Consider the following 22986-nt stretch of genomic DNA (forward strand, 5'->3'; position numbering starts at 1 on the left):
AGGGAGGGGAACGCTGTGCGGCGTACCCGTGTGATCCGTATGGCGGGGAGCAGACGCGTCCGGTCGACACTGGCGGCGTCCGCGCTCGTCACGGTGGTGGCACTGGCGGCACCGGCGCTCGCGCGGGCCGACGGTGCCGGGACCGTCACCGGGCCCGGCACCACGGGCAGTGGCGGCCGTGCCGCCGCGAAGAACCCGGCCGACGTCCTCGATCTCGACGACTGGAAGCTGACGCTGCCCACGGGCGAGGAGGGCGACGGGACGCAGGCTGCCCAGAAGTACGGCTGGGGCGACCCGCTGCCGGTGTCCGACGAGTTCGATGACGACGGCCCCGTCGACCCCGGCAAGTGGTCCACCCCCTCGGGTGACGAGGGCGGTACGGAAGGCTGCTGGCCGGGCCACTCCGATCACGGCCGCCGGTGCGCGAAGAACAGCGTCGTCGACGACGGCGTCCTCACCATGACAGGCGACGAGAACGGCGACACCGGATGGCTGCGGCAGAAGCGTGACGCCCACTACGGCCGCTGGGAGATCCGTTCGCGCTCGTCCAACACCGGGGACGACGGCGCGACCTACCACCCGCTGCACCTGATCTGGCCGACCTCGGACGACCGCCTTGCGGACGGCGAGTACGACTGGGTCGAGTACACCGACCCCGACTCCGCGTGCCTCGGCGCGTGGCTGCACTACCCGGACAGCCCCGGCGACGAGAAGAAGCACGTCGAGGACTGCTCGGTGGACATGACGAAGTGGCACAACTTCGCCTTCGACTGGTCCCCGGACGGACTGACCGGCTATGTGGACGGCAAGCAGTACTTCCACCTGGCGGACGGCGCCGACGAGGACCGCGGTGACATCCAGGCCATGCCCGAGGGCAACCTCTGCATCCAGCTCGACAACTTCACCGGCACCAGCGGCGTACGCCCGGCCAGGTTCGAGGTCGACTGGGTCCGCACGTACGCGTCCGAGTGAGAACAGGACGGCGGTGGTGCCCCTTGGGGCAGCCCCTGCCGTCCTACTCCCCTTCGGGAGCCAGCCGCAGCGAGATCGAGTTGATGCAGTAGCGCTGGTCGGTCGGGGTCGGGTAGCCCTCGCCCTCGAAGACGTGGCCGAGGTGGGAGCCGCAGCGGGAGCAGCGGACCTCGGTGCGGACCATGCCGTGGGAGCGGTCCTGGATCAGCTCGACCGCGTCGGTGTCCTTGGGGTCGAAGAACGAGGGCCAGCCGCAGTGCGACTCGAACTTGGTGTCCGAGGTGAACAGCTCGGCGCCGCACGCGCGACAGGAGTAGACGCCCTCGGTCTTGGTGTCGGTGTACTCACCGGTGAACGCGGGCTCGGTCGCGGCCCTGCGCAGGACCGCGTACTCCGCGTCGGACAGCTCCGCGCGCCACTGCTCATCCGGCTTCTCGACGTCGTACGCCATGCGAATCCGTTCCTCGCTTCGCTCACTGGTCGGACGGATCGCCGGACAGCCGTCCGACGATCCGGGGCCCGAGTTCCGTCACGTCACCCGCGCCCATGGTGAGAACGAGATCGCCGGGCCCGGTCATTCCCGCGACGAGCCCCGGCACGTCCGCGCGGTCGTGCACGGCGCGCACCACGGCGCCCGCGGCGCGCGCCGCGTCGATGATCAGCTCGCTGGTGACGCCGGGGACGGGGTCCTCGCGCGCGGGGTAGATGTCGAGGACCAGGGAGGTGTCGGCGAGCGCGAGGGCGGCGCCCATCTCGGCGCCGAGCTGCTGGGTGCGCGAGAACAGGTGCGGCTGGAAGACGACGATGATCCGCGCGTCGGGAGCGGCGCCGCGCACCGCCTCCAGGTCGGCGGTCATCTCCGTGGGGTGGTGCGCGTAGGAGTCCACGACCTGCACCCCGGCCGCCTCGCCGACGAGCTGGAGGCGGCGCTTGACGCCCGTGTACGAGCCGAGGGCGCGCGCCAGGTCGGCGGCGGGCACGCCGAGCGCGGCGCCCGCGGTGAGGGCGGCGACGGCGTTGTGCGCGTAGTGCCGCCCGGGGACCGAGACGGTGAAGGTCAGCTCCTCGCCCTCGTGCACCACCGTGACCTCGCTGGTGAGCCCGTGCGGGCGCACCGCGAGCACCCGTACGTCGGCGTCCTCGGCCTCGCCGTAGGTGACGGTGCGCAGGCCCGCGGGCAGCCGCCCGGCCAGCTCGCGCGCGCCCTCGTGGTCGGCGGCCAGGACCAGCGTGCCGCCCTCGGTGATCCGGTCGGCGAACGTCGCGAACGACTCGTGGATCTCCTCGATGGAGGCGTAGTTGGCGTGGTGGTCGAGTTCGACGTTGAGGACGACGGCGACCTCGGGCGCGTACTTGTGGAAGCTGCGGTCGCTCTCGTCGGCCTCGGCCACGAAGATGTCGCCCTTGCCGTGGTGCGCGTTGGAGCCCGGCACGTCCAGGTCGCCGCCGATCGCGTACGACGGGTCGAGCCCGAGGGTGGTGAGGGCGACCGCGAGCATGGACGTCGTGGTGGTCTTGCCGTGGGTGCCCGCGACGGCGAGCGGCCTGGTACCGGCCATCAGCGCGGCGAGCGCGTCCGAGCGGTGCACCACGGGGATGCCCAGCTCCGCGGCGCGGGCCAGCTCGGGGTTGTCCGCGCGGATCGCGGAGGACACCACCACGCAGGTCGCGTCGTCGGCGAGGTGCGCGGCCGCGTGCCCGATGTGGACGGTCACGCCCAGCTCGCGCAGCGCGGCGACGGTGGCGGACTCCCTCGCGTCGCTGCCCGAGACCGCCGCCCCCCGCTGCGCGAGGATCTTGGCGATGCCCGACATCCCGGCGCCCCCGATGCCGAGGAAGTGCGGTCGGTCCATGGCGTCTGGAAGGCCGGGTGCCATGTCTGTTCTCCCCATGTGCGGAACGTACGACGTGCGGACGGGCGTGCGGGCGCCGGTGGGGCGCCGCCCCGCGCGGCCGGGCACGCGCGCGTGCCGCGCCGCTGCCGGGGCGCGCCCCACCCTATGCCCCTGCCGCCGCCTGGCCGCGCGGCCGATGGGCCCGGCCGCGCGGCCCCGCGCTCACGCGCTGCTGTGCGAGAACAGCTTGAGCACGGGCACGCCCACCTTGTGGCGCGCGCGTGACGCCCAGTCGCGGTGGAAGAACTCCTCCACGTAGTGCGGGTCGGTGAGCACGATCACCTCGTCCGCCCCGGCCTCCTCGACCAGCGAGCGCAGCGCGTCCAACGGGTGCTCCTCGACGAGCCTGCCGGTGGCCTCGCAGCCCGCCGCGTGCAGCGCCGCGACCGACACCTCAAGTGCCCGCTCGCCTGTGCTCCTCGCGGCCCGCCCCTCCGGGGTCTCCGCCTCGCGGGCGGCCTCGTCCAGCTCCCCGAGCGCGACGTCGTCGATGGCTCTCAGCAGCCGGTCGGCCTGGTCGCCGCGCGGCTGGAGCAGTACCCGGAAGGAAGCGCCCTCGTCACCGTGCAGGGTGGTGACGAACTCCACGTCGGCCGACGTCAGGGCCTTTTCGATCATCAGTACGCTTGTGAACACGACGGGCGCCCTTCTCCTCCAGGGGCCCCGGCTCGGGCCCGCGGAAACCATCCTGCCCCGCATTCGCACGGGGACCGCGAGATTTAGTGTGCCCGGCGAAGGCTAAACGGAACTGATTATTCCGGTGGTCGTCAGTTCGAAGGGGCAATCCCGCACAGGAGGTATCCGACCGGACACACAGAGAGGCTCCACCCCCGCAAACACGGCTCCGCGCGCCCCACGGGGAACGGATGCGGGGCGCACGGAGGGGTATCGGACAAATGCGGGGCGTCCGTAATAAATCATGGCGAAACGGTGGGAAACGGAGGGAAGCGCAGGCAGCTTCACGCGGCCCGTCGGTAGCGGGTGAAGAGGAACCCGTCCTCCTCCAGCAGCGAGCAGAGGGCGAGGCGGTGCGGCTCGGGAACGGCGGGGCCGCTCGCGATGCGCTGCGCGCTGCCCGAGGTGAGGGTGGGCGAGAGCGTGAGGCACAGCTCGTCGACGACGTCCTGGGCGACGAACTCGCCGAGCAGGGTCGGCCCGCCTTCGAGCAGCAGCCGGCGCAGCCCGCGCCCCGCCAGCGCCCGTACCGCCGCCGACGGCTCCACCCCGACGCCCTCCCCCGCGACGACCACGTCGGCCCCGGACCGGCGGGCCTCGGCCAGCCGGTGCGCGGGCGCGCCCGCGCCCGTGAGGATCAGGGTGGGCACGACCGGCTCGGTGAACAGCGGCGCCGCGAGGTCCAGGTCGAGGGTGGCGCTGACCACCGCGATCGCGGGCGCGGGCGACTGGCCGGCCGCCGCCCGGGACGCGGCGAACGCGGCACGCGCGCGTGCCGGGCGATACCCCTCCTGCCGTACGGTGCCAGCGCCGACCACGACCGCGTCGGCGAGCGCCCGCAGGGTGCCGAAGATCCGCATGTCCGCGGGGCTCGACAGGGGGGCGGAGCGCCCGTCGTGCTGCCCGGCGCCGTCCAGCGACGCGACCATGTTCGCGCGCAGCCAGGCGCCCCCGGGGCCGTACTCGGCGGGCTCGGGGTAGGCGTAGGCGGCGGCCAGCTCCGGGAGGTCCCAGGCGCGCGCGCCCTCCCGGCCGCCCGCTGTCTCCTCGGTCACAGGGAACAGTTGTCGCATGCGGTGCAGTCTGGCACGCGCCCTACAGTGGGGAACTGTGCCCTCCACGCCCCCTACACCCCCCGCGCCCTCATCGTCCCCTGCGCCCTCTTCGCGCCCTCCGTCCGCCATGTCCCCCGTGGGCCCGTCGGCCCCGTCGGGCTCTCGCGCCGGAGGGGGCGCCCCGCCGTCGCTGAGCGGGCGTGAACCGCGGGTGGACGCCGCGCGCCTCGTCGCCGCGCTGACGCCGCCGCCGCGGTTCGCCGAGGTGCGCTTCGCGACCTACGTCCCCGATCCCGGGCGGCCGGGCCAGGAGGCCGCCGTCCGGCTGCTCGAAGACTTCGCGCGGGCGATCGGCGAGACGCCGGAGCGGGGGCGCGGACGGCGCCTGCTCGGCGCGCGCTCCCGGCGCGCACCGGCGCCCGCTCCGGCGCGCGGAATCTACGTCGACGGCGGCTACGGCGTCGGCAAGACGCACCTGCTCGCGTCGCTGTGGCACGCGGCCCCCGTGGAGCCCGCGCGCAAGGCGTTCTGCACCTTCGTGGAACTGACGCACCTGGTGGGGGCACTCGGCTTCCAGCGGGCCGTGGAGGCGCTGAGCGGGCACCGGCTGCTCTGCGTCGACGAGTTCGAACTCGACGACCCCGGCGACACGGTGCTGATCTCCTCGTTCCTGGGGCGGCTCGCGGACGCCGGGGTCGCGCTCGCGGCGACCTCCAACACACTGCCTGACCGGCTCGGCGAGGGCCGCTTCGCGGCGGCCGACTTCCTGCGGGAGATCCAGGGCCTCGCCGCGCGCTTCCATGCCGTGCGCGTGGACGGCGACGACCACCGCCACCGGGGGCTGCCCCCGGCGCCCGCGCCGTATGACGACGCCGTGGTGGAGGCGGCGGCGCGCCGGGTGCCCGGTGCCTTCCTCGACCGCTTCCCCGAGCTGCTCGCGCACCTCGCGCGCGTGCACCCCAGCCGCTACGGCGCGCTGGCCGAGGGCGTCGGGGCGGTCTGCCTCACCGGGGTGGCGCCGGTGCGCGACCAGGCAGTGGCGCTGCGGCTCGTGGTCCTCGCCGACCGGCTGTACGACCGCGAACTGCCGGTGCTGGCCTCGGGCGTGCCGTTCGACGCGCTCTTCGGCGAGGAGCTGCTGCGCGGCGCCTACCGCAAGAAGTACTACCGCGCGCTCTCCCGGCTCACCGCCCTGGCCCGGGAGGGCGCACGCCTCCTGGACGCGGCACCCGCGCGGGACACCGCCCCCGGAACCACTTCCGGTGAGGCGCCCGGCTGCTGAGCCGGGCCTGCTACCTCCGCACCGTGCGGAACCAGGCGTTGGCCTCCGCCCGGTGCGCACAGGCGACGCCCGCCGCCACGAGGCCCGCGTGCAGGGCCAGGACGCCGATACCGAGCGCGTGCCCCGGGCCCACCGCGGCGAGCGCGTGGCCGTGGACCGCCGCCGTGGCCACCGAGAGCGTGCCGAACACGGCGAGCAGCAGGGCCAGCGCGGTCCTCGCCCAGGGGTCGCCGCCGCGCAGCCGCACCGCGAGGACGAGCGCGGCGGCGAACACCCCCGTGCTCAGGGCGCTCTCGCCCGAACCCGACCCTGCCCCGTACGCGGCGACGGCGAGGTCGCAGCCGACGGCGGCGGCACAGAGCCCGAAGGCGTGGCGCACCGGGCGCGGCGCGGCGTGCGGCGGCGCGGTCGTCACGTTCCGCTGTGCGAAGGACATGGGGTTCCCGTTTCGTCGCGGGCGGAGCCGTACCGGCGGGTGCCGGGGCGCGGGCGTGGCCGCCGTGGCCACCCCGTCATCCTCCGGCGCGGGGGCGCCAGGCACACGCCGGTCAGCCTCCCGGGCCGTGGTGGGGACAGCCCCACCACGGACAACCCCACCACGGACAGCCCCGCCCCGGGCGGCGGCGCCTACCCTGGGCGCATGAGCGAAGAACCCGCGACGGGAGAGCCGCGCGCCGAGTGCGTCCTGTGCCGCGAGCCCACGGAGTACCCCGAGTCCACGGCCGGGATCACGCTGTGCCCCGTGTGCGAGTGGCAGGAGGCCCAGCGCACGGCCTGCTCGGGCTGACCCGCGCGCGTTCAGTCCCGGCGCGGCGCGAGCGCGCAGGCCACGGCGCCCGCCGCCGCGGCGATCACCGCGCCGAGCAGCAGCGGCAGTGCCGGGGTGCGTACGGTGCCGTCCTGCGACCCGGTGACCAGGTCGGAGAGGGCCGTACGCACCGGCGATCCTGTGGTGATCAGCACCACGACAAGCGCGAGCAGCAGCGCGGGCACCGCGCGCCCGGTGCGGTGCAGCAGCGGGCGGCTGGTGAGGGCGCCCGCCGCGGCGCCGAGCAGCGCGCACACCAGCATCGCGAGCAGCCCCGCGCCCGCTGCGGGCCGGCGCGGGACGGGGGCGGTGCCGTCGTTGTTCGCGGGGTCGCTGATCAGGACGACGAACAGGGTGGCCACGGCGCCCAGGGCGACAGCGGCGAGCAGCGCCGCGAGCAGACAGCCCAGATGGGCGCGTACGGCCCCGGCGCCCGCCGCCACGCAGCCGCGCGCCGCCGCGGGCTCGTTGGTGGCGCAGATCCGCACCAGCCACCCCGCCATGGGGAGCGTCGCGGCGGCGGTGAAGCCCAGCGAGTCCAGTATCGGCTGGCCCGGCCGTACGCCGACGGCGGAGAAGCCCGCGTAGAGGATCAGCGGCGGCACCCAGCGCTGGGAGCGCAGCAGCAGCGCCAGGTGGTAGCCGAGCACGGCGCTCAAGCCCCGTCCCCCTCCCGGTCGTTCTCCCCGTCGTTCCTCGCGTCGTTCATCCCATGGCTCCCCCGTCCGTTCATCCCGCGGCGCCCTCGGGGCTCCCCACGCCGTCGGTGCTCGCGGCGCCCGCGGGGTGCGGGGCGGCCGCGCGTACCGAGACGATGTGCCAGGGCGGCCGCGCGTCCAGCAGCGCGCGCAGGGCGGCGTCGGAGCCGGTGGCGGGCACGGCGAGCCGCAGCGTGCCGGGCCCGGCCGCCGCACCGTACGCCTGGCGGGCCTCCCCCTCGCCCAGCACCACCGCGCCCGCCAGGGCGGACGGCAGCGCCGTGGCCTCGGTCCTGGCGGCGCCCGCGCGCCGAGGCGGCACGGCGGGGCGGGTCTCGATGACCACCGTGGGCCCGGCGTCGGCCTCCCGCGCGGGAGCGAGCACGCCGCCGACGACCGCGTAACGCGCGTGCGGCGCGTCGGCGAGCCTGCGGGGGTCGTGGTCGACGAAGACGACGGCGCCGCCCGCGGCGAGCCGTTCGGCGACCGCGCGGTCGAGTTCCGCGCGCGCCGCGGTGTCCAGGCCCGTCCACGCCTCGTCGAGCACCAGCAGGTCGGGCGCGGCGAGCAGGGCCTGCGCCACGGCTACCTTCTGGCTGCTGCCCTTGGAAAGCTCCGACATCGGGGTACGCGCGAACGCGCCCGCGCCCAGCCGCTCCAGCCAGTCGGCGGCGGCGCGGGCCGCGGCGCCCCTGCGCAGGCCGTGTACCCGGCCGAGCCTGGCGAGATAGCTCTCGGCGGTGAACGGCAGCGCGGCGGGGAAGCGTTCCGGCACGTAGGCGGTCCTGCCGCGCCCGGTGATCCGGCCCTCGCTCGGCGCGTCGAGCCCCGCGAGCAGCCGCAGCAGCGTGGACTTGCCGCTGCCGTTCGCCCCCTCGATCCTGGCCAGCCGCCCGCCCGGCAGTTCCAGGTCGACGCCGCGCAGCACCCAGGGGCCGCCGAGCCGGTAGCGCCGCCCGACCCCGGAGAGCCGTACCGGTCCTCCGGGGTGATCACGCCTCATGGGGACCATGGTGGCCCAGCCGGGCGCCCCGGCCAAGCCGTTCCCGGCATTCCCCCCGGCCGCCGGGCGGGCGGCCCGGCGCGCCCTGGCAGACTTGGCCGCGTGAGCAGCGAGGAACAGCAGCCGCAGGGCGGCGCGGCGCAGGACAGCCCGTTCCGGGACGGCGCGGACGAGCGCGACGAGCGCGCGCAGTACGTCCTGCCGATGGTGGTCAGTCTTGAGCGCGCCGCTCCCCCGGCCCGTACGGACGCCCTGGAGACGGCGGCGCGCGCGGTGCTCGTGATGCTCTGCGACCCACGCTCCACCGGCGACGGCGAGTGGGCAGGGGCGATGCGCGCCTGGCAGGACGCCCGTATCCGCAAGGTGGTGCGGCGCGCCAGGGGCGCCGAGTGGCGGCGCGCCGAGGCGCTGCCCGGCATCACGGTCGAGGGCGCCGCCGCGCGGGTGCGGGTGTTCCCCCCGGTGCCACTCGACGGCTGGCCAAAGGACCTGGCGCGGCTCCAGGTCTCCGGCACCGAACTCGACGACCCCGCACCACCGCCACCCCCGCCGCCCGGGACGCCGGTGCTGTGGGTGAATCCGCATGTCGACATGTCGGCGGGCAAGACGATGGCGCAGGTGGGCCACGCCGCCCAACTCGCCTGGTGGGAGCTGGACGACGGGGCGCGTGCGGCGTGGCGGGACGCGGGGTTCCCGCTCGCGGTGCGCACCGCGGACCCGGAGCACTGGGCGAAGCTGCTCGTCGGCGGGGTGCCGGTGGTGCGGGACGCCGGGTTCACGGAGATAGCGCCGGGGCCCACGGTCGCCGTGGCGGGGCACACCGCGATCGGCGGCACGGCGCATGGGCGCTGACGGGTGGCGGGCGGCACGCGCGTGTGTGCCCCGGTGCCGCCCGACGGAACCTCAGATCCAGCTCTGAACGAGGCCGAACCCGCTTCGTCCCCCCGTATGTCGGTCATGTAATCGAAAGACCACGGTGTGCGGGTTCGGTCTGCCCGTGCCGCGCGCCGGACCGGACGAGGGGGGTCGGGGGACGATGGAGCCGCTGTCAAGCGCGCTGTCGGGGGAGACGGCGCTGTTGGGGAACGGGATCGGGTGGCGGCCCGAGATCGCCGGGATCGTCGAGGCGCTGCCCGGCGTCGAGTGGGTCGAGGTGGTCGCGGAGAACGTCTGTCCAGGGCATCTGCCCGCGTCGCTGCTGAGGCTGCGCCAGCGCGGGGTGAGCGTGGTGCCGCACGGTGTGTCGCTCGGCCTCGGGGACGCGGAGCCGCCGCGGCTCGACCGGCTCGCGGCGCTCGCCGAGCGGGCGGAGGCGCTGGGCGCGCCGCTGGTCAGCGAGCACATCGCGTTCGTACGCGCGGGCGGCGAGATGACCGCCACGCGCGCGTTGGAGGCCGGGCACCTGCTGCCGGTGCCGCGTACCAGGGACGCGCTCGACGTGCTGTGCGAGAACGTGCGGATCGCCCAGGACTCGCTGCCCGTGCCGCTCGCGCTGGAGAACATCGCCGCGCTGTTCTCCTGGCCCGGCGAGGAGATGACGGAGGGGCAGTTCCTGTATGACCTGGTGGACCGCACCGGGGTGCGGCTGCTGATCGACGTGGCGAACCTGCACACCAACCACGTCAACCGCGGCGAGGACCCGGCGAAGGCGCTGGACGAGCTGCCGCTCGAAGCGATCGCGTACGTACACGTGGCGGGCGGTTTCGAGCGTGACGGGGTCTGGCACGACAGCCATGCGCACCCGGTGCCGCCCGTGGTCATGGAGGTGCTCGCCGAGCTGGCCGACCGGGTCACACCGCCGGGGGTGCTGCTCGAACGGGACGAGAACTTCCCGGCCGCCGAGGAGTTCGCGGGGGAGCTGGCGGCGATCCGCGACACCGTGTACGGGCCCGACCGGCTGCACGGCATCACGCGCGTGTGCGAGGCGCTGCCCCCGGCGCGCTATCTGCCGGTGAAGGCGGCGGGGGTGGCGCCGCGGCAGCGGCTCGGTCTCGCGCAGGCGGCGCTGCTGTCGGCGCTGGTCGCCGGGACCCCGGTGCCCGAGGGCTTCGACCGGGGCAGGCTCGCCGTGCAGAGCAGGGCGCTGGTGAGCAAGCGCGCCGACGTGGTGGCGAAGGTGGCGCCCGAGCTGCCCCGCATCCTCGGCGCCGGCTACCGGCGCGCGTTCGCCGGGTACGCGCAGGCGCGCCCGCTGACCGGCGGCTACCGCGCGGACGCGCTCGACTTCGCCGAGCACATGCTGGCCGGGGAGCGGCTGCCGCACGGCGTCAGGCGGCGCCTGACCACATGGTGGCTCGACCGGTCGGGCCCGAAGCCGCCGTCGCGCATCACGCGGGTGGCGCGGCGGGCCCTGCACCGGGTGTGAGACGGGGCGGCCCAGGCCGCCCCGCGGCGTCAGGCGAGGCCCGCCACCAAGTCGCCGACGGACCTGCGGCGGCCGGTGAAGAACGGCACCTCCTCGCGGACGTGGCGGCGCGCCTCGGAGCCGCGCAGGTGCCGCATCAGGTCCACGATCCTGTGCAGTTCGTCGGCCTCGAACGCGAGAATCCACTCGTAGTCGCCGAGCGAGAACGACGCCACCGTGTTGGCCCGCACGTCGGGGAAGCCGCGCGCCATCTTCCCGTGGTCGGCGAGCATGGTGCGGCGCTCCTCGTCGGGCAGCAGGTACCACTCGTACGAGCGCACGAACGGGTACACGCTGACGTAGTCGCGTGCCTGCTCCTCGGCGAGGAACGCGGGCACGTGCGAGCGGTTGAACTCGGCGGGGCGGTGCAGCGCCATGTTCGACCAGACCGGCACGAGGGCGCGGCCGAGGCGGGTGCGGCGGAAGAGGTTGTACGCCTCCTGGAGCGCCTCGGCGGTCTCGGCGTGCCACCAGATCATCAGGTCGGCGTCGGCGCGCAGACCGGAGACGTCGTACGTGCCGCGCACGGTGACGTCCTTGGCGGCGAGCTGGTCGAAAAGCTCCTGCACCTCGTCGGCGTAGCCGGTGCGGTCCTGCGGCAGCAGGTCGCGGAGGCGGAAGACGGACCACAGGGTGTAGCGGATGACCTCGTTGAGGTCCTTGGCCTTCTTGCCCGCGTTCGGGACACGTTCGGGAGCAGCACTCATGCGGCTATTGTCCCGCGCCGCCGCGCGGGCTCCGCACCGGGTCCGCCGCGCGCCCGGCGGACCCGGCGGTGTCGCCGCGCAGCAGGTCGGCGGCGGCCCTGGCGCCCGCCACACAGGCCGGGACGCCCACCCCGTCGTACGCGGCGCCGCACACCGCGAGTCCCGGCGGCAGGGCGGCGCGTACGCGCTCCACGCGCGCGTGGTGGCCCACCGGGTACTGCGGGAGGCCGTCGTCCCAGCGGGTGACGAGGCTCGCGACCGGCCGTCCCGCGAGGCCGGTGGCGGCGCCGAGGTCGCGGCGCGCGGCGTCGACGAGGGCGGCGTCGTCGCGCCGCAGGACCTCCGTCTCGCCGTAGCGGCCCACGGAGGCGCGCAGCACCACGAGGCCGGGGTCCTGGGCGGCGACCCAGCCCCACTTGCCGCCGGAGAAGGTGGCGGCCTTGATGGTGTGCCCGTCGACCGGCGGCACCAGGAAGCCGGTGCCGGGCGGCAGTTCGGCGTCGGAGCGCCGGTAGGCGAGGGTGATCAGGGCCATGGAGGCGTACTCGACGGAGCGCAGCTCCGCGGCGGCTGCGGGGGCCTCGGCGGCGAGGAGCAGGGCCGCGGCGGGGGCGGGCAGCGCGAGGACGACCGCGTCGGCGTCGAGGACGTCGCCGCCGCCCCGTGCGCCGTCGTCGACGGTGATACGCCAGCGGCCTTCGCCGGTGCGGCGCAGCGCGCTCGCGCGTGTACCGGTGCGGATCTCGCCCCCACGCGCGCGTACGGCGTCGGCGACGGCGGGGGGCAGGCTCCCGACGCCGCCCTCGATGCCCAGGAACACGGGCCCGCCGACGGGGTGTTCGGCGGCGGCGCGCTGGAGTTCCCGCACGCCCTCGGTGAGGGAGGCGTGGGTGCGGGCGGCACGGAAGAGCTGGGGCACGGCGGAGCGCATCGAGATCCGGTAGGCGTCGCCCGCGTAGACGCCGCCGAGGAGGGGTTCGACGAGCCGGTCGACGACCTCCCTGCCGAGCCGCGCGGCCACGTACTCGCCGACGGCGGTGTCGTCGCCGACCTCGGTCGGCGGCAGGTCGCGGTCCCGTTCGACACGGCGCAGGCCCTCGGCGGAGAGCACCCCCGCGAGGGCGGCGGCCTCGCCGGGCACGCCCATCACATGGCCCTTCGGCATGGGCACGAGGCGGCCCCTGTTCCACAGGGCGGCGCCCGCGGCCGAGGGTGCGACCAGGCGGTCCCCGAGCCCCGTCTCGCGGGCCAGGGCGACGGCCTCGGGGCGGCGCGCGAGCAGCGATTCGGCGCCCAGGTCGACACGGACGTCCGCGATCCGACCGGTGCGCAGCTTGCCGCCGAGCCGGGGGGAGGCTTCGAGCACGGTCACGGAGCGCCACGCGCGCGTGCCCGCGCCGCCGTCGCCGCCGCCGCCGCCGGAGGCGAGCATGCGGTGGGCCGCGGCGAGTCCTGCGATACCGCCGCCGATGACCACGGCGTGCCGCCCGCCCCCGTCCCGCCGTGCGTCCTGCCGTGCCCCCGGGGCCGTGGAGGCACCGGCGTCCGGGTCCGTGTGCGCGCGCATGCGGCCACTCTCTCAGACACCGGGGAAGGGCACGCGACCGCAGGTCCTGGGACCCGCTGTCGGTGGCGGCACGTAGCGTGGGGGCCATGAATCCTTCGCGGCAGCGGCTCGTGGTGATCGGCGGGGACGCGGCGGGCATGTCCGCCGCCTCACAGGCGCGCCGGCTGCGCGGCCCGGAGGACCTGGAGATCGTGGCGTTCGAGCGGGGCGACTTCGCGTCGTTCTCGGCCTGCGGGATTCCGTACTGGGTGGGCGGCCAGGTCGGCGGGCTCGACGAGCTGATCGCGCGCACCCCGCAGGAGCACCGCCGCCGCGGCATCGACCTGCGGATGCGCACCGAGGTCACCGCGATCGACGTGACAAGCTGCCGGGTCAGGCATCGGGACCTCGCGTCGGGCGCCGAGGACTGGCTGTCGTACGACAAGCTGGTGATCGCGACGGGTGCCCGGCCGCTGCGGCCCGAGCTGCCCGGCATCGACGCCGACGGGGTGCACGGGGTGCAGACACTCGGCGACGGCGAGGCGCTGATCGAGGCGCTGCGCTCGACGCGCGGGCGGCGCGCCGTGGTGGTCGGCGCGGGCTACATCGGCGTGGAGATGGCGGAGGCGCTGCTCAACCGCGGCTACGAGGTCACGGTGGTCAACCGCGCCCCGGCACCGATGGCCACGCTCGACCCCGACATGGGGCGCGCGGTGGACGACGCGATGCGCGGCATGGGCATCCGTATGGTCAACGACACGGACGTCACGGGTGTGCGCACCGACGCCGCAGGGCGCGCGGTCGCGGTGCGCACGGCGCCCGCGGACGGCTCGGGCCCCGGCGCCGAGTACCCGGCGGACATCGTGGTCCTGGGCATCGGGGTGGCCCCGGAGACGGCGCTCGCGCGCGCGGCCGGACTGCCGCTCGGGCAGCACGGCGGGCTGCTGACGGACCTGGGGATGCGGGTGCGCGGTCACGAGGACATCTGGGCGGGCGGCGACTGCGTGGAGGTGCTCGACCTGATGTCGGGCACCCAGCGGCACATCCCGCTGGGCACGCACGCCAACAAGCACGGCCAGGTCATCGGCGCCAACGTCGGCGGCGGCTACGCCACCTTCCCCGGGGTGGTGGGCACGGCGGTGAGCAAGGTCTGCGATCTGGAGATCGCGCGCACCGGGCTGCGCGAGAAGGACGCGCGGCGGGCCGGGCTCCAGTTCGTGGCGGTCACGGTCGAGTCGACGAGCCGCGCGGGCTACTACCCGGGCAGCGCGCCGATGACGGTGAAGATGCTCGCGGAGCGGCGCACCGGGCGGCTGCTCGGGGTGCAGATCGTGGGGCGCGAGGGCGCGGGCAAGCGGGTCGATGTCGCGGCGGTGGCGCTGACCGCGGGGATGACGGTCGAGCAGATGACGATGCTCGACCTCGGCTACGCGCCACCGTTCTCCCCGGTCTGGGACCCGGTACTGGTGGCGGCGCGCAAGGCGGTGGCGAAGGTCGGCGCCCGGGACGGGGCGTAGCCGCCTCCCGGCCGGGGACGCGCCCGGGCCGGGAGGGACGGCCGTCTGACGGCGGGTCAGCGCCCGGTGCGGGTGTGGACGTACTCCACGAGCCGGGTGAGGGCGTCCGGGTCCGTCGTGGGCAGGACGCCGTGGCCGAGGTTGAAGACATGGCCTTCGAGGCCCTTGGCGGCGTCCAGGACGGCGGAGGCGGCGTCCTCGACGGCGGAGGTGGGGGCGAAGAGCACCGCGGGGTCCAGGTTCCCCTGGAGGGCCTTGCCGGGGCCGATGCGGCGCGCGGCCTCGTCGAGCGGGACCCGCCAGTCGACGCCGACGACGTCCGCGCCCGCCTCGCCCATCGCGCCAAGCAGTTCCCCGGTGCCGACACCGAAGTGGATGCGGGGCACGCCGTAACCGGCGACGGCGGAGAACACCTTGGTGGACGCGGGCAGCACCGAGCGCCGGTAGTCGGCGGGGGCGAGGGCGCCCGCCCAGGAGTCGAAGAGCTGTACGGCGCAGGCACCGGCCTCGATCTGCGCCTTCAGGAAGGCGGTGGTGATCGAGGCGAGCCGGTCGAGCAGGTCGGCCCAGAGCGCGGGGTCGCCGTACATCATCGCCTTGGTGCGCTCGTGGTTGCGGGACGGGCCGCCCTCGACGAGATAGCTGGCCAGGGTGAACGGGGCTCCCGCGAAGCCGATCAGCGGGGTGGCGCCGAGCTGCCCGGCGAGCAGCCCGACGGCCTCGGTGACATACGGGATGTCGTCGGGGGTGAGGTCGCGCAGCCGGTCGAGGTCGGCGCGGGTGCGCACCGGCTCGGCGACCACGGGCCCGACGCCCGGCTTGAGGTCGATGTCGAGGCCGATGGCCTTGAGGGGCACGACGATGTCGCTGTAGTAGACCGCGGCGTCCACGCCGTGCCTGCGCACCGGCTGGAGGGTGATCTCCGCGACGAGTTCCGGCCTGGTGCACGCCTCCAGCATCGGGATGCCCTCGCGCACCGCGTGGTACTCCGGGAGGGAGCGTCCGGCCTGGCGCATGAACCAGACCGGGGTGTGCGGCACCGGCTCGCGGCGGCACGCCCGCAGGAAGGCCGAGTCGGCCGCGGGACCCGCGGGCGGGCGGGGGGCGTTTCCTGGGGGGTTCTGCTGGGTGCCCTGGGGGCGGATGTCGGCGCTCACCCGGCAAGTTTCGCACGCGGCGAGCAGCGCTATCCGGACAGCCCGCGCGCCGCCGGGTGTCCCTCCCTGCGCCGGGGCCCGCTTCCCCTTAATCTTCCCCGCATGGCTGCGGCTCAGGGACGACTGTCGGACGACGCTGACGGAACGGGCGGGGCGGACACGGCTTCGCTGAGCGCGAAGGACGCGGCTCCCCCCGCGTTCCGCGCTGCGGTCGAGGCGCTGGGGGCGGCACGGCTGCGCCCCGGCATCGAGATCGAGCCGGTGCGCGCGCCGCGCCGCCTCGCCCCGTACACGTACGCGATGGAGGCCACGGTGGTCGACGGCGAGGACGACCTCGCCGACGGCCGTCTTGTGCTCCTGCACGACCCGGCGGGGCACGACGGCTGGGAGGGCACCTTCCGCCTCGTCACGCTGGTACGGGCGGAGCTGGAACCGGAGATGGCGGCCGACCCGCTGCTGCCTGACGTCTGCTGGTCCTGGCTGACGGGCGCGCTTGAGGCGAGGGGCCTGACGTTCGGCGAGGCGAGCGGGACGGTGACACGGGCCGGCTCCCACCACTTCGGGGGCCTGGCGCAGCGCCCTGCCACCTCCCAGATCGAGATCAGGGCCTCGTGGAGCCCGCGCGAGGGCGCGGGGGGTGTGCCCGACACGGGGGCGCACCTGGCCGGCTGGTGCGATCTGCTCTGCCAGACGGCGGGCCTGCCGCCGACGTCGCCCGGGGACGGCTCGGTGGTGTCGCTGCCGCAGCGCCGGGGGCCCCAGACCCCCTGAGCGCCCCCCGGCGCGACACGCCGCGTCAACACCCGTACCACGCACGGCACATCGTTTTTTCCGGCGGGTGCACCCGGGTCCCGGCGGCGCGGCGGCGCCGGGTGCGCCGGGGCGCCGTGCGGTGGTCCGTGAGCCGCCCGCACCGCGCCCACCGGCGCAAACACCGCGCGGCGGCGGGCAGGACCCGGCGGGATTCGCGGGCCGCGGAAGCCCTCGCGGGGCCCCGTCGATGCGCTCCATGTGCGCCCCGCGTGTGCGCCCCCGGTCGCCGCTCCCCGCGGCGTTCACCCCCCTACCGGAAGTAACGCCGTATACCGGGAGCGTCCCCCGCCCGCCCCCGGAGCGGCCCCGCCGGGAGCGCCCCGTACCGCACACGCCTGCCGCGCGCGGGCGGGACCGAGGCGCCTGGATGCCGGGCGCTCCCGAATACGAGCAGTTTCGGCCGCCTTTGAACTTGGTTCGATCTTCGACTGATCGATCGCCTGTCCGAGTCGTTCAAATTGTTACTCACTAAATCGTGATCATTCCCTAAAGGCGAGCCGATGTGCTGCCGAAGACGTCTGTGACCTTGAAAAGCACGGTTCGTACCGGCTTCTCCCCCAAGCCGGTCCCCGTCGTCCCTCACCCAGGAGGCCCGGTGTCCGTTCTCCTAGAGCAGCCCGCAAGCCTGGTCGCCTACCGCCCCAACAAGCCGACCGCCATGGTGGTGGTGGCCGACCCGCGTGTCCGATCCACCGTCACCCGCCACCTGTGGGCGCTCGGAGTGCGCGACGTCATCGAGGCGTCGTCCATCGCGGAGGCCCGTCCCAGAATCGGCAGCCCGCGCGACATCTGCGTTGCCGACGTCCATCTGCCCGACGGCAGCGGTCTCACCCTGCTGTCGGAAACCCGCGCCGCGGGCTGGCCCAACGGGCTCGCCCTCTCCGCAGCCGACGACATCGGCGCCGTGCGCAACGCCCTCGCGGGCGGTGTGAAGGGCTATGTCGTCACCGGCACACGCACCAACATCGGCATGCCGGTCCGCCCAGGCGCCGCACCCATCGGCGCCGCCCGTATGCACCGCCGTCCCCCGGGGGCCCCGAGCCACCCGGGCGGCTACCGGGAGCTGTCGGGCCGGGAGGTCGAGGTGCTGCGGCTGGTTGCGGAGGGCCAGTCGAACAAGGCCATCGGCGTCTCGATGGGCCTGTCCGCGCTGACCGTCAAGAGCCACCTGGCGCGCATCGCCCGCAAGCTCGGCACCGGCGACCGCGCCGGAATGGTCGCGGTGGCGCTCCGTACCGGCATCATCCACTGACCGAACCCCCGCCGCCCCTCCCTCCGTATCGCCCCTATCCCCCACATCCCCCACATCCCACGCCTCCCCCACCTCCCCCGTACCTCCGACACCCCCCGCCCGACGACCGGCCCCACCCGGCCGCAACCCGCCCGACACGGCCCCCGTGGCCGATCCCACGCCCGCCGAGGCATCGCCGCCTCGACGGGCGTGCTGTATACACGGATACCCTTGACAGGTGACCGACTCCCAAGACACCGCAGCCGACAGTCCACTGCGCACCGACGGGGGGCCGCGGCAGCAGCCGCTGTCACAGCCTCCGGACGAGGAGACCAGGGAGCCGGTCCCCCTACTTGAGCCCCGCGAGGGCATCCCCCCGGTCACCGCGAGCCCCGAGGAGCTGGCCGAGGTGGTCGCCCGGTTCGCCGCGGGCACGGGTCCCGTCGCGGTGGACGCCGAGCGCGCCTCCGGATACCGCTACGGGCAGCGCGCCTACCTCGTGCAACTGCGCCGCGCGGGCGCGGGCAGCGTGCTCGTCGACCCGGTGGCCTGCGGCGACCTCACCCCGCTCGGGGACGTCATCGCGAACGCCGAGTGGGTGCTGCACGCCGCCACCCAGGACCTGCCGTGCCTGCGCGACATAGGCATGGTGCCCACCAGGATCTTCGACACGGAGCTGGCCGGGCGGCTCGCGGGCTACCCCAGGGTCGGACTCGGCGCGATGGTAGAGAACGTCCTCGGCTTCGTGCTGGAGAAGGGGCACTCCGCGGTCGACTGGTCCACCCGCCCGCTGCCCGAGCCCTGGCTGCGGTACGCGGCGCTCGATGTCGAGCTGCTGGTCGACCTGCGCGACGCGCTGGAGGCCGACCTCGAAGGCCAGGGCAAGCTGGACTGGGCCCGCCAGGAGTTCGAGGCCATCGTGGCCGCGCCGCCCCCGCCGCCCCGCAAGGACCCCTGGCGGCGCACCTCGGGGATGCACAAGGTCCGCCGCCGCCGGCAGATGGCGGTCGTACGGGAGCTGTGGCTGACCCGGGACCGGATCGCGCAGCGCCGCGACATCTCCCCCGGCAAGGTGCTCGGGGACGCCGCGATCGTGGAGGCGGCGCTCGCGCTGCCCGCCGACACGCAGGCGCTCGGCCGGCTGCCCGGCTTCGGCGGGCGCACCGGGCGGCGCCAGCTCGAACAGTGGCAGGCGGCCGTGGACCGCGCGAAGGCGCTGCCCGACTCCCGGCTGCCCGGCCCCGGCGCCCCGGTCACCGGGCCACCGCCGCCGCGCGCCTGGGCCGACAAGGACCCGGCAGCCGCGGCCCGCCTCTCGGCGGCCCGCGCGGGGGTGTCGGCGCTGGCGGAGCGGCTCGGCATGCCGCAGGAGAACGTGATGACGCCCGACACGGTACGGCGGGTGTGCTGGGAGCCGCCCGCGGCGCCGAGCAGCGAGGCGGTGGCCGCCGCCCTCGCCTCGCACGGCGCCCGGGACTGGCAGGTGGAGCTGGTCACGCCGGTACTGCTCGACGCCCTGACGGCGCAGGGCGACTCCTGAGGGGACCTGAGGAGGGGGAGGAGGGCACGCCCTCCCCTCCCCCGGGCGCCCCGGCCGACCCCCAACTGCCGGGCCTTCTCCGCAAGCCCGCCTTTGGCCGCCGGTGTGACCTTTGACGCCCGGCGGGGGGAGACTACCCCCGTTGGTTACCGGCGAGTAGCATGACCGTACCGCCGTCGGCCCGGCGCCGCGCGGTGGTCTTACCACGCCCGCGTCTGGAGGAGAGCCACAGTGCCTCGTACCGTCAGGGACGTCGTCTTCGTCGACGGCGTCCGCACCCCGTTCGGCAAGGCGGGCCCGAAGGGCATCTACCACGAGACCCGGGCCGACGACCTCGTCGTCAAGTCCATCCGCGAACTGCTGCGCCGCAACCCCGGGCTCGACCCCGCGCGGATCGACGAGGTGGCCGTGGCGGCCACCACCCAGATCGGCGACCAGGGCCTCACCATCGGCCGCACCGCCGGCATCCTCGCGGGCCTGCCCTCGTCGGTCCCCGGCTACTCGGTCGACCGGATGTGCGCGGGCGCCCTCACCGCCGTCACCACCACCGCCGGGTCCATCGCGTTCGGCGCGTACGACGTCGTGGTCGCGGGCGGTGTGGAGCACATGGGGCGCCACCCGATGGGCGAGGCCGTCGACCCCAACCCCCGTTTCGTCAGCGAGAAGCTGGTCGACGAGTCGGCCCTGTTCATGGGCATGACTGCGGAGAACCTGCACGACCGCTTCCCGCACCTCACCAAGGCGCGCGCCGACGAGTACGCGGTGCGCTCGCAGGAGAAGGCGGCGAAGGCGTACGCGAACGGCCTGATCCAGCAGGACCTGGTGCCCGTCTCGGTGCGCCGCACCAACGCGGAGGCGGGCGAGACCGGTTGGGGCCTGGCCACCCAGGACGAGCCGATGCGCCCCGGCACCACGCTGGAGCAGCTCGCCGCCCTGAAGACGCCGTTCCGCACCCACGGCCGGGTCACCGCGGGCAACTCGGCGGGCCTCAACGACGGTGCCACCGCGTCCCTGATCGCCGCCGAGGACTTCGCGCGCGAGCAGGCGCTGCCGGTGAAGATGCGCCTGGTGTCGTACGCGTTCGCGGGCGTCGAGCCCGAGGTGATGGGCTACGGGCCGATCCCCGCGACCGAGAAGGCGCTCGCCAAGGCGGGCCTGTCCATCTCCGATATCGGCCTCTTCGAGATCAACGAGGCGTTCGCGGTCCAGGTGCTCGCCTTCCTCGACCACTACGGCATCGCGGACGACGACCCCCGGGTCAACCAGTTCGGCGGCGCCATCGCCTTCGGCCACCCGCTGGCGTCCTCCGGGGTGCGGCTGATGAACCAGCTCGCCCGGCAGTTCGAGACGCGGCCCGAGGTCCGCTACGGCGTCACCACCATGTGCGTGGGCTTCGGCATGGGCGCGACGGTCATCTGGGAGAACCCGCACTTCGACGGAGGCACCGCATGAGCACCACCACCGCAGAGGCGCTGAAGCGCGCCGCCGACGTCTTCCCCGACGAGGTGGTCACCGAGGCCCATGTACGCCACCTCGAACTCCCCTACGGTGTCGGCCGCTTCGCGCTGATCACGCTGGACAACGGCTTCGACCACACCAAGCCGAGCACCTTCGGACCGCAGTCGCTCGCCCGGCTCGACGCGGCACTCGACCAGGTCGAGAAGGAGGCGGCGGAGGGCACCATCGCCGGGGTCGGCCTCACCGGCAAGCCCTTCATCTTCGCCGTCGGCGCCGACCTCAAGGGCGTCGAGGTGCTGAAGGAGCACACGGACGCGCTGGCCATCGCCAAGGGCGGGCACGACGTCTTCAAGCGGTTCGCGAAGCTCGCCGTGCCCAGCTTCGCCTACTACAACGGCGCGGCCATGGGCGGCGGCGTGGAGGCGGGGCTGCACTGCACCTACCGCACGGTGTCGGCGTCCATCCCCGCGTTCGCGTTCCCCGAGGTGTTCCTCGGCCTCGTGCCCGGGTGGGGCGGCTGCACCCTGCTGCCGAACCTGATCGGCGCCGACCGCGCGGTCACCGTCATCATCGAGAACGCGCTCAACCAGAACCGGCAGCTCAAGGGCGCCCAGGTCTACGACCTCGGCATCGCCGACGCGATCTTCGAGGCCGCCGACTTCCTCGAACAGTCCCTGCTGTGGACCGCGTCCGTGCTCAGCGGCGAGATCGAGGTGGCACGCCCCGAGCCGGACCGCGGCGAGGGCTGGGACCAGGCGCTGGCGCGCGGCAAGGAGATCGCCGACTCCAAGGTGCACGGCGCGGCCCCGGCCGCCTACCGCGCGCTCGACATCATCGACTCGGTGCGCGACGGCGACCTCCAGAAGGGGTACGACGCCGAGGACCGGGCGCTGGCCGACCTGATGATGGGCGGCGAACTGCGCAGCGGCATCTACGCGTTCAACCTGGTGCAGAAGCGCGCCAAGCGGCCCGCGGGCGCCCCCGACAAGAACCTGGCCCGGCCGGTGACCAAGGTCGGCGTGGTCGGCGCCGGGCTGATGGCGTCCCAGCTCGCGCTGCTGTTCGTACGGCGCCTTGAGGTGCCGGTGGTGCTCACCGACATCGACCAGGAGCGGGTGGACAAGGGCGTCGGCTACGTCCACGGCGAGGTCGACAAGCTGCTGGCCAAGGGCCGGGTCGACCAGGACCGGGCCAACCGGCTGAAGGCCCTGGTCTCCGGGGTGCTGGACAAGGCCGAGGGGTTCGCGGACGCGGACTTCGTCATCGAGGCGGTGTTCGAGGAGACCTCGGTCAAGCAGCAGGTGTTCGCGGAGGTCGAGGCGGTGGTGCCGGAGCACGCCATCCTCGCCACCAACACCTCCTCGCTCTCGGTCACCGAGATGGCGTCGGAGCTGCGGCACCCGGAGCGGGTCGTGGGCTTCCACTTCTTCAACCCGGTGGCCGTGCTGCCGCTGCTGGAGATCGTGCGCGGCGAGCGCACCGACGACGCGTCGCTGGCGACCGCGTTCGCCGTCGCCAAAAAGCTGAAGAAGACCGCGGTGCTGGTGAAGGACGCCCCGGCGTTCGTCGTCAACCGCATCCTGACCCGCTTCATGGGCGAGATCCAGAACGTCATCGACGAGGGCACCCCCGTGGACGTCGCCGAGCGCGCCGTGGAGCCGCTCGGCCTGCCGATGTCGCCGCTCGTGCTGCTGGAACTGGTCGGGCCCGCGATCGGTCTCCATGTGTCGGAGACCCTGCACGGCGCCTTCCCCGACCGCTTCACCGTCTCGCCGAACCTGAAGGCGGTCGTGGCGGCGGGCAAGCGCGGCTTCTACGTCCACGACAGCGGCAAGCCGGAACTCGACCCCGAGGTGGCGGCGCTGCTGCGGCAGGGCGACACGGCGCTCACCGAGGAGCAGACCCTGGCCAGGGTGCTGGACGCGGTGGCGCAGGAGATCGGCCTGATGCTGGACGAGGGCGTCGTCGCGGAGGCCCAGGACGTCGACCTCTGCCTGATCACCGGCGCCGGCTGGCCCTTCCACCTCGGCGGGATCACCCCGTACCTGGACCGCGAGGGCGTCAGCGAGCGGGTGAACGGCAGGCGGTTCCTCGCGCGGGGCGTCGCCAGCGTCCCGGCGTAGCGGAGCACCGCCCGGGGACCCGGGCGCGCCGACGGGCCGTACCGGAGCAGCTTCCGGTACGGCCCGCGCGCGTCGTGGCTACCCTGCTGGGATCACGGGCGC

21 protein-coding genes are annotated in these 22986 nt (G+C 74.7%); 11 read left to right on the plus strand and 10 right to left on the minus strand.

From position 1 onward, the window contains the following. Positions 1–15: 15 nt before the first annotated feature. Positions 16–972, plus strand: a complete 957-nt coding sequence (locus ACIBIW_RS10155) for a family 16 glycosylhydrolase (protein WP_399334068.1) — start codon at positions 16–18, stop codon at positions 970–972. A 43-nt stretch (positions 973–1015) separates the two neighbouring features. Here ACIBIW_RS10155 and msrB read toward each other — a convergent pair whose 3' ends face one another. From msrB to ACIBIW_RS10175, 4 genes are all read right to left on the minus strand, one after another. Then, positions 1016–1423: a peptide-methionine (R)-S-oxide reductase MsrB gene (gene msrB, locus ACIBIW_RS10160; protein WP_399334070.1), complete on the minus strand. Its 408-nt coding sequence runs from the start codon at positions 1421–1423 to the stop codon at positions 1016–1018. Between the two features lie 22 nt (positions 1424–1445). Further along, the gene (gene murC / locus ACIBIW_RS10165) at positions 1446–2849 is read right to left on the minus strand and encodes a UDP-N-acetylmuramate--L-alanine ligase (protein WP_399334839.1); all 1404 of its coding nucleotides are present in this window, start codon (positions 2847–2849) and stop codon (positions 1446–1448) included. Between the two features lie 180 nt (positions 2850–3029). Continuing rightward, positions 3030–3503: an indole-3-glycerol phosphate synthase gene (locus tag ACIBIW_RS10170; RefSeq protein WP_399334072.1), complete on the minus strand. Its 474-nt coding sequence runs from the start codon at positions 3501–3503 to the stop codon at positions 3030–3032. Between the two features lie 323 nt (positions 3504–3826). Beyond that, positions 3827–4615, minus strand: coding sequence for a pyrimidine reductase family protein (locus ACIBIW_RS10175; RefSeq protein WP_399334074.1), 789 nt, complete (start codon positions 4613–4615; stop codon positions 3827–3829). A 109-nt stretch (positions 4616–4724) separates the two neighbouring features. Here ACIBIW_RS10175 and zapE point away from each other — a divergent pair, with 109 nt between their 5' ends. Further along, positions 4725–5879 (plus strand): cell division protein ZapE, encoded by a 1155-nt coding sequence (gene zapE, locus ACIBIW_RS10180; protein ID WP_399334076.1) that lies wholly within the window; start codon positions 4725–4727, stop codon positions 5877–5879. A gap of 10 nt (positions 5880–5889) precedes the next feature. Here zapE and ACIBIW_RS10185 read toward each other — a convergent pair whose 3' ends face one another. Then, positions 5890–6315 (minus strand): hypothetical protein, encoded by a 426-nt coding sequence (locus ACIBIW_RS10185; RefSeq protein ID WP_399334078.1) that lies wholly within the window; start codon positions 6313–6315, stop codon positions 5890–5892. 204 nt (positions 6316–6519) lie between these two features. Between ACIBIW_RS10185 and ACIBIW_RS10190 the strand changes: the two genes are divergently transcribed. Further along, positions 6520–6666, plus strand: a complete 147-nt coding sequence (locus ACIBIW_RS10190; protein WP_399334080.1) for a hypothetical protein — start codon at positions 6520–6522, stop codon at positions 6664–6666. 11 nt (positions 6667–6677) lie between these two features. Here ACIBIW_RS10190 and ACIBIW_RS10195 read toward each other — a convergent pair whose 3' ends face one another. Continuing rightward, the gene (locus ACIBIW_RS10195; RefSeq protein ID WP_399334082.1) at positions 6678–7346 is read right to left on the minus strand and encodes an ABC transporter; all 669 of its coding nucleotides are present in this window, start codon (positions 7344–7346) and stop codon (positions 6678–6680) included. Positions 7347–7416: 70 nt separating this feature from the next. Next, complete coding sequence (locus ACIBIW_RS10200) at positions 7417–8388, minus strand: ATP-binding cassette domain-containing protein (RefSeq protein ID WP_399334084.1); 972 nt, start codon at positions 8386–8388, stop codon at positions 7417–7419. 102 nt (positions 8389–8490) lie between these two features. On the opposite strand from ACIBIW_RS10200, the gene ACIBIW_RS10205 reads away from it, so the two are divergent. Together ACIBIW_RS10205 and ACIBIW_RS10210 are read left to right on the plus strand one after the other, a co-directional pair. After that, entirely contained in the window at positions 8491–9240 is a 750-nt protein-coding gene (locus ACIBIW_RS10205) for a peptidyl-tRNA hydrolase (RefSeq protein ID WP_399334086.1), read from the plus strand. Positions 9241–9424: 184 nt separating this feature from the next. After that, positions 9425–10753 carry a DUF692 domain-containing protein gene (locus ACIBIW_RS10210; protein ID WP_399334088.1) on the plus strand — a complete coding sequence of 443 codons (1329 nt, stop codon included), beginning with the start codon at positions 9425–9427 and terminating at the stop codon, positions 10751–10753. A gap of 29 nt (positions 10754–10782) precedes the next feature. On the opposite strand, the gene hemQ is transcribed toward ACIBIW_RS10210, so the two are convergent. After that, entirely contained in the window at positions 10783–11499 is a 717-nt protein-coding gene (gene hemQ, locus ACIBIW_RS10215; RefSeq protein ID WP_399334090.1) for a hydrogen peroxide-dependent heme synthase, read from the minus strand. Between the two features lie 4 nt (positions 11500–11503). After that, a complete protein-coding gene (gene hemG / locus ACIBIW_RS10220) occupies positions 11504–13066 on the minus strand; it encodes a protoporphyrinogen oxidase (RefSeq protein WP_399334092.1) in 1563 nt (520 codons plus the stop codon). Positions 13067–13152: 86 nt separating this feature from the next. Here hemG and ACIBIW_RS10225 point away from each other — a divergent pair, with 86 nt between their 5' ends. Continuing rightward, positions 13153–14562, plus strand: coding sequence for an FAD-dependent oxidoreductase (locus ACIBIW_RS10225; RefSeq protein WP_399334094.1), 1410 nt, complete (start codon positions 13153–13155; stop codon positions 14560–14562). 56 nt (positions 14563–14618) lie between these two features. Here ACIBIW_RS10225 and hemE read toward each other — a convergent pair whose 3' ends face one another. Then, the gene (hemE, locus tag ACIBIW_RS10230; RefSeq protein WP_399334096.1) at positions 14619–15719 is read right to left on the minus strand and encodes a uroporphyrinogen decarboxylase; all 1101 of its coding nucleotides are present in this window, start codon (positions 15717–15719) and stop codon (positions 14619–14621) included. Between the two features lie 102 nt (positions 15720–15821). Between hemE and ACIBIW_RS10235 the strand changes: the two genes are divergently transcribed. The 5 genes from ACIBIW_RS10235 (at position 15822) to ACIBIW_RS10255 (ending at position 22884) form a co-directional block, all read left to right on the plus strand. Then, positions 15822–16490 carry a DUF3000 domain-containing protein gene (locus ACIBIW_RS10235; protein ID WP_399334098.1) on the plus strand — a complete coding sequence of 223 codons (669 nt, stop codon included), beginning with the start codon at positions 15822–15824 and terminating at the stop codon, positions 16488–16490. A gap of 637 nt (positions 16491–17127) precedes the next feature. Further along, positions 17128–17784 carry a LuxR C-terminal-related transcriptional regulator gene (locus tag ACIBIW_RS10240; protein WP_399334100.1) on the plus strand — a complete coding sequence of 219 codons (657 nt, stop codon included), beginning with the start codon at positions 17128–17130 and terminating at the stop codon, positions 17782–17784. A 217-nt stretch (positions 17785–18001) separates the two neighbouring features. Next, positions 18002–19303 carry a ribonuclease D gene (locus ACIBIW_RS10245; protein ID WP_399334103.1) on the plus strand — a complete coding sequence of 434 codons (1302 nt, stop codon included), beginning with the start codon at positions 18002–18004 and terminating at the stop codon, positions 19301–19303. A 231-nt stretch (positions 19304–19534) separates the two neighbouring features. Beyond that, a complete protein-coding gene (locus ACIBIW_RS10250; protein ID WP_399334106.1) occupies positions 19535–20755 on the plus strand; it encodes a thiolase family protein in 1221 nt (406 codons plus the stop codon). Then, entirely contained in the window at positions 20752–22884 is a 2133-nt protein-coding gene (locus tag ACIBIW_RS10255) for a 3-hydroxyacyl-CoA dehydrogenase NAD-binding domain-containing protein (protein WP_399334108.1), read from the plus strand. Before ACIBIW_RS10250 ends, ACIBIW_RS10255 begins: the two co-directional genes overlap by 4 nt. The last annotated feature ends 102 nt before the right edge of the window (positions 22885–22986 follow it).

This window comes from Streptomyces sp. NPDC050560, from assembly GCF_044457285.1.
Lineage (GTDB): Bacteria > Actinomycetota > Actinomycetes > Streptomycetales > Streptomycetaceae > Streptomyces.